Source organism: Nonomuraea sp. NEAU-A123, from assembly GCF_018603905.1.
In the GTDB taxonomy this organism is placed as follows: Bacteria; Actinomycetota; Actinomycetes; order Streptosporangiales; family Streptosporangiaceae; genus Nonomuraea.
On the sequence record NZ_JAHFZZ010000030.1, the window covers coordinates 79,535 to 91,831 of the forward strand.

14 protein-coding genes are annotated in these 12,297 nt (G+C 68.7%); 9 read left to right on the forward strand and 5 right to left on the reverse strand.

Annotation, left to right across the window (positions count from 1 at the left end; all coding sequences use genetic code 11):
- Positions 1–63: 63 nt before the first annotated feature.
- From pdxH to KLK06_RS51830, 5 genes are all read left to right on the forward strand, one after another.
- Entirely contained in the window at positions 64–717 is a 654-nt protein-coding gene (pdxH, locus tag KLK06_RS51810; RefSeq protein WP_214643258.1) for a pyridoxamine 5'-phosphate oxidase, read from the forward strand.
- Between the two features lie 10 nt (positions 718–727).
- Positions 728–1,963, forward strand: coding sequence for an MFS transporter (locus KLK06_RS51815; RefSeq protein WP_308168852.1), 1,236 nt, complete (start codon positions 728–730; stop codon positions 1,961–1,963).
- Positions 1,964–2,148: 185 nt separating this feature from the next.
- Positions 2,149–2,853 (forward strand): metal-dependent transcriptional regulator, encoded by a 705-nt coding sequence (locus KLK06_RS51820; RefSeq protein ID WP_214643259.1) that lies wholly within the window; start codon positions 2,149–2,151, stop codon positions 2,851–2,853.
- Between the two features lie 123 nt (positions 2,854–2,976).
- Positions 2,977–5,196, forward strand: a complete 2,220-nt coding sequence (locus KLK06_RS51825; protein ID WP_214643260.1) for a SpoIIE family protein phosphatase — start codon at positions 2,977–2,979, stop codon at positions 5,194–5,196.
- Positions 5,197–5,213: 17 nt separating this feature from the next.
- Positions 5,214–5,990 (forward strand): alpha/beta fold hydrolase, encoded by a 777-nt coding sequence (locus KLK06_RS51830; protein WP_214643261.1) that lies wholly within the window; start codon positions 5,214–5,216, stop codon positions 5,988–5,990.
- Here the strand turns inward: KLK06_RS51830 and KLK06_RS51835 are convergent.
- The gene (locus KLK06_RS51835; RefSeq protein ID WP_214643262.1) at positions 5,987–6,355 is read right to left on the reverse strand and encodes a hypothetical protein; all 369 of its coding nucleotides are present in this window, start codon (positions 6,353–6,355) and stop codon (positions 5,987–5,989) included. The genes KLK06_RS51830 and KLK06_RS51835 overlap by 4 nt on opposite strands.
- A 59-nt stretch (positions 6,356–6,414) precedes the next feature.
- Between KLK06_RS51835 and KLK06_RS51840 the strand changes: the two genes are divergently transcribed.
- On the forward strand, positions 6,415–6,804 hold the full coding sequence (locus KLK06_RS51840) for a MarR family winged helix-turn-helix transcriptional regulator (protein ID WP_250907369.1): 390 nt from the start codon (positions 6,415–6,417) through the stop codon (positions 6,802–6,804).
- Here the strand turns inward: KLK06_RS51840 and KLK06_RS51845 are convergent.
- From KLK06_RS51845 to KLK06_RS51855, 3 genes are all read right to left on the reverse strand, one after another.
- Positions 6,801–6,962, reverse strand: coding sequence for a hypothetical protein (locus KLK06_RS51845; RefSeq protein ID WP_214643264.1), 162 nt, complete (start codon positions 6,960–6,962; stop codon positions 6,801–6,803). The genes KLK06_RS51840 and KLK06_RS51845 overlap by 4 nt on opposite strands.
- 40 nt (positions 6,963–7,002) lie before the next feature.
- Complete coding sequence (locus KLK06_RS51850) at positions 7,003–7,602, reverse strand: hypothetical protein (protein WP_214643265.1); 600 nt, start codon at positions 7,600–7,602, stop codon at positions 7,003–7,005.
- Between the two features lie 254 nt (positions 7,603–7,856).
- Positions 7,857–9,002, reverse strand: a complete 1,146-nt coding sequence (locus KLK06_RS51855) for an acyl-CoA dehydrogenase family protein (RefSeq protein ID WP_214643266.1) — start codon at positions 9,000–9,002, stop codon at positions 7,857–7,859.
- Between the two features lie 160 nt (positions 9,003–9,162).
- Between KLK06_RS51855 and KLK06_RS51860 the strand changes: the two genes are divergently transcribed.
- The gene (locus tag KLK06_RS51860) at positions 9,163–10,521 is read left to right on the forward strand and encodes a hypothetical protein (protein ID WP_214643267.1); all 1,359 of its coding nucleotides are present in this window, start codon (positions 9,163–9,165) and stop codon (positions 10,519–10,521) included.
- Positions 10,518–11,291 carry a class F sortase gene (locus tag KLK06_RS51865; RefSeq protein ID WP_214643268.1) on the forward strand — a complete coding sequence of 258 codons (774 nt, stop codon included), beginning with the start codon at positions 10,518–10,520 and terminating at the stop codon, positions 11,289–11,291. Before KLK06_RS51860 ends, KLK06_RS51865 begins: the two co-directional genes overlap by 4 nt.
- A 273-nt stretch (positions 11,292–11,564) precedes the next feature.
- On the opposite strand, the gene KLK06_RS51870 is transcribed toward KLK06_RS51865, so the two are convergent.
- Positions 11,565–11,840, reverse strand: a complete 276-nt coding sequence (locus KLK06_RS51870; protein ID WP_214643269.1) for a hypothetical protein — start codon at positions 11,838–11,840, stop codon at positions 11,565–11,567.
- Between KLK06_RS51870 and KLK06_RS51875 the strand changes: the two genes are divergently transcribed.
- A complete protein-coding gene (locus KLK06_RS51875) occupies positions 11,839–12,297 on the forward strand; it encodes a hypothetical protein (protein WP_214643270.1) in 459 nt (152 codons plus the stop codon). The two genes, KLK06_RS51870 and KLK06_RS51875, sit on opposite strands and share 2 nt — an antisense overlap.

Sequence of the window (12,297 nt, forward strand, 5' to 3'; positions counted from 1 at the left end):
TGAAAGCCGCTGGTAGGGAGTGTTGTGTGGGATCTGCCACCAAGCGCGCAAGAATACCGTCTCGTGGATGGAACCTCGCGCCCGCCCGCGCTGGCGGGGCTTCGCCGTACCTATGAGGGCGAGCCGCTGCTCGAAGCCGATCTCGCCCCCGATCCGATCACCCAATTCGCCATCTGGTTCCAGGAGGCGCTCGCCGCCGGCCTGCCGGAACCGAACGCCATGGTGCTGGCCACAGCCTCGGCTGGCGGCCGGCCGAGTGCCAGGACCGTGCTGCTGAAGGGCTACGACGAGCACGGATTCGTCTTCTACACCAACTACGAGTCGCGCAAGGGCCGCGACCTGGCCGAGAACGCCCGCGCGTCGCTGCTGTTCCCCTGGCACCCGATCCGCCGCCAGGTACGCGTCGAGGGCACGGTCGTGCGGCTGTCGAACGAGGAGTCGGCCGACTACTTCAACTCCAGGCCGTACGGCTCGCGGATCGGGGCCTGGGCGTCACGCCAGTCCGCGGTCGTGCGGTCCAGGGAGGAGTTGGACGCCCGATACGAGGAGCTCGCCGCCCGATGGCCGGAGGATCCGCCCGTGCCCGACTTCTGGGGCGGATACCGGGTCAGCCCGCTGGAGGTGGAGTTCTGGCAGGGGCAGCTTGACAGGATGCATGACAGGCTCCGCTACCGGCGAACCCGCCCTGGGTGGGCCCTGGAGAGACTTGCCCCTTAATGTGCCTTAAGTGGCAATCGGGGAGCTGGTCAAGCGTCATCTCATAGACATACGGCCGCTGGCCGTTCCCACCTACCGCCGGCTCTGGTCCGGTCAGGCCATCGCCAACATCGGCATCGGAGTGACCGTCGTCGCGGTCAGCAAGCAGGTCTGGGACCTCACCCAGTCCTCCTTCTGGGTCGGCCTGCTGGGTCTGGCCAACCTGATCCCGCTCCTGGTGTTCGGGCTGTGGGGCGGGGCGTTCGCCGACGCGGTCGACCGGCGCCGGCTGCTGATCACCAGCTCGCTCATCTCCTGGGGCGCGACGCTCTTCATCCTGGCGCAGGCCCTCCTGGGGCTGGGCAACGTCTACCTGCTGCTGCTCGCCTCGGCGGTGAGCGCCACCGGGTTCGCCATGACCTCGCCCGCCCGCGGCGCGATCATCCCCAGGATCCTGCCCGCCGAGCTGGTGCCCGCCGCCAACGCGCTGAACTCGCTGGTCTACGGGTTCGGCGCGATCGTCGGGCCGATGATCGCGGGCGTGCTGCTGGCCTGGCAGGGCTACCCGCTGGCGTACGGGGTCGACGCCGTCCTCTTCACGGCCAGCCTGTACGCCTCCATCCGGCTGCCCGAACTGCTTCCCATGGGGGAGATCCAGCGGCCCGGCTGGCGGTCGGTGATCGACGGGCTGCGCTACATCGCGACCGGGCCGGTCCTGCTGATGTCGTTCGTCGTGGACATCATCGCGATGGTGTTCGCCCTGCCAAGGGCACTGATCCCGCAGGCCGTGGCCGAGCGCTTCGACGGCTCGCCGATCGCGCTCGGCTGGCTGTCGGCCGGCATGGCCATCGGCGCGGTGCTCGGCGCGCTCGGCTCCGGCTGGCTGGGCCGCGTACGCCGCCAGGGGGTGGCTCTGACGGTCACGATCGCCCTCTGGGGCCTCAGCGTGGCCGCGGCCGGGTTAGCCCAGCAGCTGTGGCTGATGGTCGTTCTGATGGCCGTCGGCGGGGTGGCCGACATGGTCTCGTCGGTCTGGCGGCAGTCCATCCTGCAGTTGCACGCTCCCGACGAGATGCGCGGGCGGATGCAGGGGGCGTTCATGGTGGTCGTGGCGGGCGGCCCGCGCCTGGGCGATCTGCGGGCCGGCCTCACCGCCGTGTGGTTCGGGATGACCTGGGCGTGGGTGGGCGGCGGCCTGGCGTGCGCCATCGCGGTCCTGGTCGTCGGCCTGTCGGTGCCCAGCTTCCGGAACTACCGGGCCGGTTAGCCGTACCCGCGGACGGGCCTCGCCCCGGCGGTCGAGCCGGTCGGGAAGGAACTGGGTCGCTCCGGTGTTGTCGTCCTTCACCCTCGCCGGTCGTTCTCCCCATAGGGTTCCGAGTGACTTCTGTGCCCGTAGCGGACGGGTCCAGTCCCTGCCCTGACCGGCGTAGCATTCAGATGGGAGGAGCCTTGACCGCACACGGCCTGATCGACACCACGGAGATGTACCTCCGCACGATTTTCGAGCTCGAGGAGGAGGGCATCGTCCCGCTGCGCGCGCGCATCGCGGAGCGGCTCCAGCAGAGTGGTCCCACCGTGAGCCAGACAGTGGCCCGGATGGAGCGCGACGGCCTGGTCCGCGTCGAGGGTGATCGCCACCTGTCGATGACCGAGCTCGGCCGCACCCTGGCCACGCGCGTCATGCGCAAGCACCGCCTCGCGGAGTGCCTGTTGACCCAGGTCATCGGCTTGCCCTGGGAAGAGGTGCACATCGAGGCGTGCCGCTGGGAGCATGTGATGTCCGAGTCCGTGGAGACCCGCCTGGTGACGCTGCTCGACAACCCGACGGTCTGCCCGCACGGCAATCCGATCCCGGGTCTGGGCGAGCTCGGGGCCAGAGAGCCCATAGAAGGCGGCCCAGACCTCTTGACATCCATGTCCGACCTCGCCGGACCCAGAGATATACCCGTAGTCGTGCGGCGAATTAGCGAACAAGTGCAAAGCGATCCTGCTGTGATGCTTAAACTCAAGCAAGTTGGGATACAACCCGGACGCGAGGTGACGCTCGCGGCGAGCGACGACGGTGTGCGGGTGACAGGTGACGGTGACGCGAACGACACTCTCGCGGAGCTTCCGCGTGACGTTGCCGCGCATGTTTTCGTCTCCAGACGCTGACTCGCCCGCTACTCCTTGGTTGAATCCCTATTGGGAGGCCCTCCACTCCCCGCTGGTCAACACTGTTGCAGGAGTGCCCGTGGTTCGCTTTGCGCACATGCCCTCCCTAGGAGTGGTCTCCGGATGAAGCGTTGGGGGGATCTGTCGCAGGACGAGACTGATCAACTGGCGGCCGAATCCGTACTTGATCATGCGGAGATGGCGGTCGTCGTGACCGACCGTTTCAGCAATCTCCTCTATTGGAATCCGTTCGCCGAGAAGCTCTTCGGGCGCCCCTCGAAGTCGTCACGTGACACCTCGATGCTGTCGCTCGGCATCATGGAGAAGGACCACCCGCTCGCCATCGAGCTGGCCAAGCACGTACTTAAGGGCGGCGTGTGGGAGGGCACCTTTGACGTGCGGCGGGGTGACGGCACGATCGTCTATGTGCGCGCCCAGGCCGTGCCGCTGCGCCATCCCTCCGGGTCGGTGACCGGCATCGTCGTCACCGCCCGCGAGGCGCTGCGCAGCAACGAACGGGAGAAGGACCGCTTCGGCCTGCTGGAGCGCATCGGCGAGCGGCTGGCCGGCTCGCTGTACGTCGAGGAGACGCTCAAGCGGGTGGCCGAGATGCTCGTCCCGCAGTTCGCCGACCACTGCTTCATCGAGTTGATGGAGGGCGACCGGCTGGTCCGCCGGGTCTCGCAGCACGTCCAGGGATGGAGCCCGCCGCCCGGCACCTGGAAGCCGATCGGCGCGGAGATCCGCTACCCGGCCAGCCACTACGCCGACACCGCGCTGCGCCGCCAGGAGACCATCCTCGTCGAGGACTTCGCCACCAGCAGCTTCCCCTCGCCGAGCGAGGGCAGCGCCAAGCTGTGCGGCGAGGTCGGCATGACCTCCGCCATCGTCGCCCCTCTGTGCGTGCGCGGCGAGACGCTCGGCCTGATGTACCTCGGCCTGTCCAACCTCACCGACCGCCGCAGCCCCCACTACGACGCGTTCGACCGCGACTTCGTCGGCGCCATCGCCACCCGGGTCGCGCTCGCGATCGACAACGCGCTGCTGTTCGAGGAGGAGCGGCACACGGCCGAGTCGTTCCAGAAGCACCTGCTGCCGCGGGCGCTGCCCCAGCTCGACGGCCTGCAGATCGCGGTGCGCTACTACCCGGCGGCGCCGCTCGCCTCCCACGGCCAGGGCATCCAGACCCAGGTCGGCGGCGACTGGTACGACGTGATCCCGCTGTCGGCCGGTCGCGTCGGCATCGTCATCGGCGACGTGGAGGGCCGGGGCGCCAAGGCCGCGGCCATCATGGGCCAGCTCAGGGCGGCGCTGCGGGCCTTCGCTCAGGACGACAAGTCACCGGCCGACATCCTGGCCAGGCTCGACGAGTGGACCCGCATCATCGCCGATCCCGAAAAGGACGACAGCGGCGCCGACATCAGCGTCCCGCCGATCGTGACCTGCCAATACCTCGTCTACGACGCCTGGTCGCGGCAGCTCTCGTTCGCCAACGCCGGCCACGCGCCGCCGCTGCTGCTGGTCGACGGCCAGTGCGTCGAGCTCGACATCGAGGAGGTCGGCCAGCCGCTGGGCGTACGCGCCAAGGGCCTGCACGCCGACCTCGTCTACAAGGAGGAGACCCGCACGCTGCCGCCCGGCGCGGCGCTGCTCCTCTACACCGACGGCCTGGTCGACCGCCGCCCCGGCCGCGACGGCCGGATGCCGACCGACGCCGAGACGCTGGGCGTGCTCTGCGAGAAGCTGGCGAAGATGGCCGACGCCGAGGTGGAGCGGGTGGCCGACGCCGCGACCGTCGCGGTGCCCGGCGAGATCGACGACGACATGGCGATCCTGGTGGTCCGGTCGAGCCAGTCGGACCTCGACGTCGAGGAACGCACGTTCCCGGCACAGCCGATCATGGTCGGCGAGGCGCGCCGGATGGCCTCCGAGGCGTTCGGCGGCTGGAACGTCCCCGAGGAGCGCGCCGAGCTGGCCTGCCTGCTCGTCTCCGAGGTCGTCACCAACGTGGTTCTCCACGCGGCCCACGCGGGCGTGCCACGCAGGGAGCTGGTCGTCGAGGGGCCGCCGCTGCCGTTCGAGGAGTCCTGGGACGTGCCCGGCTTCGAGGACGAAGTGGTGGGCGACAAGGAGTTCACGCTGCGGCTGCGCCGGGGCGAGGAGTCGGTCTGGGTCGAGGTGTTCGACCAGGACCTGCGCCTGCCGCGGATCCGGAGCGCGGGGGAGAACGACGAAGGCGGACGCGGCCTTTACCTGGTGGACCAGCTCGCCAGGCGCTGGGGGTCGCGACCCACCAGGGAAGGCAAAGCCGTCTGGTTCGAGATTCCCACACGTAGCCGCTGAGTGGTTGACTCGAGGCCATGGAGCTGGCCTATGAGCGTCGCGGCACCGGCGCGCCGCTGATCCTCATCCATGGCATCGGCCACCACTGGCAGGCGTGGCTGCCGGTCATGGACCGCCTCGCCGCCTCGCGTACCGTCATCGCCATCGACCTGCCCGGTTTCGGCGTCTCGCCCGGTCTGCCCGATGCCATTCCCTACACCGCGGAGTCGCTCGCCGACGCGGTCGAGTCGTTCTGCGCGCTGCTCGGCGTGCGCGATCCGCACGTCGCGGGCAACTCGCTCGGCGGTTACGTCGCGCTGGAGCTGGCCTCGCGCGGCGTGGTCACGACGGCCACCGCGCTGTCGCCCGCGGGTTTCTGGTCGCGCTCCGAGCTGCTGTACTGCCAGGCGGTGCTGCGCGCGCTGCGGGCCACGGCCAGGTCGCTGCCGCCGGAGCAGGCCGTCTGGCTCGCCGAGAACCCGATGGGCCGGGCCCTGTCGGCCGGGCTCCTGGTGGCCCATCCATCCCGGATGTCGCCGACGGCCCTGATCGCCGCCACCCAGGCTCTGGCCGCTTCGTCCGGCTTCGACGAGACGCTGGAGGCGTTCTCCGGCGTGATGCCGCCCGCGCCGCCCAAGTCGCCCATCACGATCGCCTGGGGCGAGCACGACCGGCTGCTGCTGCGCCGTCAGGCCGTGCGCGCCGCCAGGTGGTCGGGGCAGCGGGTCAAACTGCTCAAGGGCTGCGGTCACGTGCCGATGAGCGACGATCCGGGGCTGGTGGCCCGGGTGCTGCTGGAAGGCAGCGGCGGTTAGGCGGCTTCGAGGTTGGCGGCCATCTGGTTGAGCACGGTGAGGGTGGTCTGGAAGTCCTCCGTGCTGACGCCCTGGGTGGCCAGCCGCCGGTAGTCCTCCACGCGGCCGATGACCGCCGCGTGGACTGCCTTACCTTCTTCGGTGAGGGTGGTGCCGTTGATCCATCCCCTGACCGTCAGCTCGCGCACCGCGTCGCCGGTGCCGTCGAAGGCATCCAGCGCCTCGTACGGGTCGTCGCCCTCGGATACGGCGTTGAGCGCCTGCCATTCGCGGCGCGAGAGCTTATGGTCGTGTAGCGCACGGCCCATCGTCTCCTCAAGGAGCGTGTGGACGTGCTTGAGCAGGTATCCGACTCTTCGATTCATGGATGTATAGTAGCAACTATATGTACTTTGACAATGATATTGCGGCAGTCGAGCGCGCCATGGTCGCGATCAGGCGCAGGCAGAGCAGGCGCGCGCTGGCGCGGCTGCAGGGCGCGCCGGGGCCGGAGTTCGAGGTGCTCGACGTGATCGAGTCCGCGGGCCCGCCCGTCACCGTCTCCACCGTCGCCGACGCGCTCTCGGTCGACCAGCCGAGGGCGAGCAGGCTGGTGGCGGCGGCCGTCGCGGCCGGCCTGGTCAGGCGCGAGGCGGACCAGGCCGACGGGCGCAGGGCGCTGCTCGTGCTGACCGACGAGGGCCGGTCAGCGCTGGAGCAGGCTCATCGCGGCAGGCAGACGGCGTTCGCCGGGGCCATGACGGGATGGTCGGACGCGGAACGCGCGGAGTTCGCGCGGCTCCTCACCCGCTTCGTCGAGGCGCTCCCCGGCTAGCGGAACGTCTGGCCATAGACGAGCAGCATGACGATGACGAAGACGATCATCACCCCGACATAGCCCACCGGCCCCAGGCGCAGCGCCCGGCGCACGCGGTTGAGGCCCCAGGCGAACAGCAACGCCAGGAAAACCAGCAGGATCAGGCCGCCGTCCATGCTGACCAGTATGCGGTGTCGGAGCCCTTCCCGCGCGGTGTCAGTTGGAGTTGCCGTGGCTGGCTGGCCAACCCTTGGTCTCCATCTTCGCCAGCCGGCGAACCGTGATCTTCTTCTTCGGCTCGGTCTCTCGGCTGTCCTCCGGCGCGATCTCTTCGGGACGCACGCAGCAGCGTCTGCGATTCTCGGTGTTTACCGGAGGATTTCCGACAATCCGGGCGGGCGTGGCGCGTGGTGGGCCGCCTGCGTACGTTCCCAGGGGGAGTACGGGGGTGGCGGCGACACGGTGGAAGCCGGTCCGGTGGTGAGGATCGCGTACAGGCCCTGTACGTCCCGCCGGTGGGTGGGATGTCTGGGGTGCCTGGCCCGCCGGACGCTTTCCCGTCCCGGGCGTGCCGGGTGCGGGGGCGGGCACCGTGCGCCGGTCGGGCACACAGCTGAACGTCTTGGTGCCGACGGCCAAAACGTCCAGATCCCGTGCATTCCACCGCTCGGCGACGATCCTGCCGGTCATCCTCCGGGTCAGCGCGGTCAGCCAGGCCACCCGCTCGGCCAGCACCGGCCCGGCCACCACCTCCCCACTCGCCTCCAGCACCGCCCAATGCCCGGTACAGGTCGCGGTCGCCACCAACGCCGCCATCCGCACCCGCCCCTCACCGGCACCCGAAACCCAGCACAACATCACGCGCACACGACGCTACACACCGTCACCGACAATTTCCGGCGCCGCCCACCTCATCGCTCGGCAATCCCGGCATGAAAACAGCCCGATCAGATGATCCGAAACAGCTCTGGCGGCTGCGCGGCCGACGCGTCCTCGACGTGGCCGGAGTCCAGCAGCGTCGTGACGAGGATGCTCCGGTTTTACCCGAGGACGCGTCATGCGTCCGGATTCTAGAACCCGAAGGACCGTCCGATGATCTCCTTCATGATCTCCGTGGTGCCCCCGTAGATGGTCTGGACGCGGCTGTCGATCCACGCCTTGGCGACCGGGTACTCCATCATGTAGCCGTAGCCGCCGTGCAGTTGGAGGCAGCGGTCAATGACCTTGTTCTGGAGCTCGGTGGTCCACCACTTGGCCTTGGCGGCGTCGACCACGGTCAGCTCCTTGGCGTTGAGCGCCAGGATGCACTTGTCCACGTAGTGACGGGCGATCTCCGTCTCGGTGGCCAGCTCCGCCAGGACGAACCGGGTGTTCTGGAAGGACCCGATGGTCCGCCCGAAGGCCTGGCGGGACTTGCAGTACTCGATGGTCTGCTCCAGCACGACCTCCGCCGCCGCGACGGCCGCCACCGCGATGGACAGGCGCTCCTGGGGCAGGTTGTTCATGAGCTGGAAGAAGCCCTGGCCCTCTTCGGCGCCGAGCCGGTTGGCCACGGGGACGCGGACGTTCTCGAAGAACAGCTCGGCCGTGTCCTGTGCCTTCATCCCGATCTTGTCGAGGTTGCGGCCGCGCCCGAACCCCTCCATGCCCCGCTCGACGACCAGCAGCGTGGTGCCGCGCGCGCCCGCCCCGGGATCGGTCTTGGCGACCACCACGACGAGGTCGGCGTTGATCCCGTTCGTGATGAACGTCTTCTGCCCGTTGACCAGGTAGTGATCGCCTTCGCGGACCGCGGTCGTCCTGATCCCCTGCAGGTCGCTCCCGGCGCCCGGCTCGGTCATCGCGATCGCCGTGATGAGCTCGCCGCTGACGAACCCGGGCAGCCACCGCCGCTTCTGCTCCTCGTCGGTCAGGTCGACGAGGTACGGCGCCATGATGTCGTTGTGCAGGCCGAATCCGAGCCCTGACGCGCCGTGCCGGATGATCTCCTCGACGATGACCGCGTTGAACCGGAAGTCGGTGACACCGGCGCCTCCGTACTCCTCCGGGACGGAGAACCCGAACATGCCGATCTCCCCGGCCTTCTTCCACACCTCACGCGGGACGACGCCGTCCTTCTCCCACTGGCCGTGGTGGGGTGTCACTTCACGGGCCATGAACTCGCGCACGGTCTCCTGGAAAAGCAGGTGCTCTTCGTCGAAGAGGTCTCGCCGCATCAGTCGCCTCCAAGCTGGGTGGGTGTGCAGAACAGAATACGATTCTGTTGCGGGTTTTCTAGAGGCGGACACGGGTTCATCACAAGTGCCGATAGTTACGGTGTTCGGCGGATATCGACCCTAAGATCGACCTTCGGCTTAGTGTTGATCGGAGTGTGCCGTGAGTCGGTTGCGGAAGGCGTTGATCGCCGCATCGGTCGGCATGGCGGCATCAGCCGCGTTCGTGGTGACATCCACTCCAGGCGAGGCGGAGTCATCGCTCGTCGCGAAGTATCTCTGCACGGGTGGTGTCGCCGGTTCGGGCGTGCAGCTGGAGGCCACGATCACGCCCAGGCTGACCGAGGGCGGTTTGCTGAATGTCGGCTGGGCGCTCAAGTATCAGAGCACTCGCCGGTTCGGATCGCCCGGGTTCTTCCCGGCGGGTTCCACGCTCAACCTCGAAGGCGTGGTCGACATCACCGGCGCCTGGACCGGCCAGCTCCGGCCGAAGGGCAGCAAGGACCAGGCGGACCTCGTGCCCGGCGACCAGCTCGTGCTCCCCGACGGCCTGTCCGACGCCGGCTCCGTGCAGCGCTCAGGTACCGTCCGGGTCAAGCCGGCCGCGCTGGTCGTCCGGTTCAAGCCCGCTGAGGGGGAGGTGATGGTCAACAACCACAAGAGCGTCATCTCGTACACCCCGGACTGGAGCCGGATCCACACCGAGGAAGAGTTCGGCGACCACCTCTACGACCTGCACACGACCAACACGAAGGACGGGGTCGCCAAGCTGAGCTTCACCGGCACCCAGGTCGCCTACATCAGCAGGCGCGAGCGGGACCTCAGCGAGGTGCGAGTGCTCCTCGACGGCGACACCGTGACCGACGGGCTGGTCGAGCCGGGCAAGGACCGCGACGGCACCCCGATGACCGGCACCCGGGCCCAGGAGGTCCTCTGGGAGTCGCCGGTGCTCGACTACGGACCCCACACGATCGAGGTCGTCAACACCGAGGCCAAGACCGCGTACGTGGACGCCTTCAAGGTGACCACCGGCAACCTGGACGAGCCGCCGACCCACAACCAGGCCACGTGCACGCTGCAGGGCGACCCCGGCGCCATCGAGGTGACGGTGCCCGGCGCCACCCCCAACTCGCCGACCCCGACCCCGACGCCCACGCCCACGCCGACGCCCACGCCCACCCCGACCCCCACGCCGAGCGGCTCGGTCACCCCGTCGAGCACCCCGACGGTCTCCTATCCGAACGTGAACCCGGGCATCGACCGCAACCTGGTGAGCGTGGTGCCGGGCAGCGTGAGCAGCGGTGCGGCGACCCCCAAGCCGACCACGACCAAGACCAAGTACGTCAAGGCGCAGGTGGCCAAGACGCCCAAGGGCGGAGTGGACTCCGGTGTGGCGCCGGAGCCGGGACGCGGGTCGTACGGGCTGATCGCGGGCGGCTCCCTGCTGCTGATGGGGAGCGTCACAGGAGGGCTGGTGCTACGGCGGCGCAAGGCCGGGCACACCGGAGGAGTTGAGTCATGACCGAGCAGAAGCCGCTGCTGAACAGGGCACTTCCCGGGCTGCTGATCGCCGGGTCGCTGGGCGGGGTGGGCGCCATCATGGTCGGCCTGCTGTCGCTGGCGCCGACCGTGGACGACGGTTCGGGTCCCGGGCCGCAGGCCCAGCCGAGCACGGTTCAGATCCAGAACGCGGCGGGCGCCTTCGTCCTGCCGCCGACTGTGGGCCCGGGCGGCAAGAACGTGCCGCTCACCCCGGCACGCCTCGACGCCCCGCCGCCGCTGGCCGCCGCCCCGGTCGTCGCACCGATCCCGCCGGCCAAGACCAAGGCCACGAAGGCGGCGCCGGTCCGCATCAAGATTCCGAAGATCAAGGTCAATGCCACGATCGGCTCGGTCACCGTCGACATCAAGGGCAACCTCACCACCCCGCCGCTGTCGAAGCCGAGCCTGACGGGCTGGTACAAGTTCTCGCCGGTCCCGGGCGAGCTGGGGCCCGCGGTGATCAACGGCCACGTGAGCACCACGAAGGGCGCGGCGGTGTTCTACCGGCTCTCCGAGGTGGCCAAGGGGGACCAGATCTACGTGTACCGGTCGGACAAGAAGGTGACGCGGTTCACTGTCAGTGGGGTCGAGCAGGTCAGCAAGTCCTCGTTCCCGACCGCTCGCGTGTACGGGAACACGAAGAACGCGCAGCTCAGGCTGATCACTTGCGGGGGCGTCTTCAACAAGACGGCCCACAGCTACACGGACAACATCATCGTGTACGCCACCCTGTCCAAGAAGAAGGGGTGAGGCGGGCAAGTGCTTGCTTGTAGGGTTTACGGGAACTTCACAGGGACAGTTCGTATCATCTCTACCTAACCGTGACCAACGGCTGGGATTCTGATACGCCTGTTGATACTGCGCTGAACGGAGAAGGACAGTGCTGACGTCCAAGGCGAGGCACCGCCTCGCCCTCAAGGCATCTGGCCTGGCCGTAGCGGGTGCAGGTATTTTCTGGGTCGTTCCGGCGATGGCCGCTATGGCAACGCCGGTTGAGAATCGGTATGTCTGCACTCCGGTCGCTCAAGTAGCGCCTACGAGTGCACCGACGATCACCGTGCCGTTCAGCATGGAGATGGCGACTCCAACACTGGCGGTCCCACACGTCGCCGCCACAGTTAGCTGGCGCGTCGTGCAGCCCGCCACATCGCCGCTCGCGGCGCCCACGGCGATCACGCCTACAGCCACCTTCGCCGCAGAGGCGACCATCACGCCAACCGGAAGCCCCATCCCTTCGGGCCAAGTCCTGGCCACCGGGGCGACGACCGTGACGACCACGATCGCTTCAGGTGCGCCCATGCCGATTCCCACCATGGCGATCGTGGTGACTCCCACTGTGGCGGGAACCGTCGCCATCAAGGGGGACGCGTTCGCGGTCAAGGTCAACAACGCTGCGTGGTACAACTGTGCCCCCCAGACCGCGGGTGGTGGGCCCTCCGCGAACCTGGTCGTCGCGACCGGCACCCCCACCGGCACCCCGACCAGCAGCTCCACCCCCAGCACCACCCCAACGACCACCCCCACCAGCTCGTCCCCCAAGCCCACCAAGACGCACACCATCACCGTCACCAAGACGCCCACGGCGACGAAGACCACCACCAAGAGCTCCAAGACCCCCAAGGCCGGAGCCGACACAGGTGGTGGCGGTGACATGGGTCCCGACGGCAGGATGGTCGTGCTGACCGGATCCCTACTGATCCTCGCCGCCGGCGTTGGAGGACTTGTGCTGCGTCGCCGTACCATCACCAAGGGCTGA

Excerpts from the sequence above, each read along its gene's own strand:
- KLK06_RS51865 (WP_214643268.1), top strand. The coding sequence starts at position 10,518 with ATGACCGAGCAGAAGCCGCTGCTGAACAGGGCACTTCCCGGGCTGCTG.
- KLK06_RS51840 (WP_250907369.1), top strand. The coding sequence starts at position 6,415 with ATGGTCGCGATCAGGCGCAGGCAGAGCAGGCGCGCGCTGGCGCGGCTG.
- KLK06_RS51875 (WP_214643270.1), top strand. The coding sequence starts at position 11,839 with ATGCCGATTCCCACCATGGCGATCGTGGTGACTCCCACTGTGGCGGGA.
- KLK06_RS51830 (WP_214643261.1), top strand. The coding sequence starts at position 5,214 with ATGGAGCTGGCCTATGAGCGTCGCGGCACCGGCGCGCCGCTGATCCTC.
- KLK06_RS51870 (WP_214643269.1), bottom strand. The coding sequence starts at position 11,840 with ATGGGCGCACCTGAAGCGATCGTGGTCGTCACGGTCGTCGCCCCGGTG.
- KLK06_RS51835 (WP_214643262.1), bottom strand. The coding sequence starts at position 6,355 with ATGAATCGAAGAGTCGGATACCTGCTCAAGCACGTCCACACGCTCCTT.
- KLK06_RS51825 (WP_214643260.1), top strand. The coding sequence starts at position 2,977 with ATGAAGCGTTGGGGGGATCTGTCGCAGGACGAGACTGATCAACTGGCG.
- KLK06_RS51855 (WP_214643266.1), bottom strand. The coding sequence starts at position 9,002 with ATGCGGCGAGACCTCTTCGACGAAGAGCACCTGCTTTTCCAGGAGACC.
- KLK06_RS51850 (WP_214643265.1), bottom strand. The coding sequence starts at position 7,602 with ATGGCGGCGTTGGTGGCGACCGCGACCTGTACCGGGCATTGGGCGGTG.
- KLK06_RS51845 (WP_214643264.1), bottom strand. The coding sequence starts at position 6,962 with ATGGACGGCGGCCTGATCCTGCTGGTTTTCCTGGCGTTGCTGTTCGCC.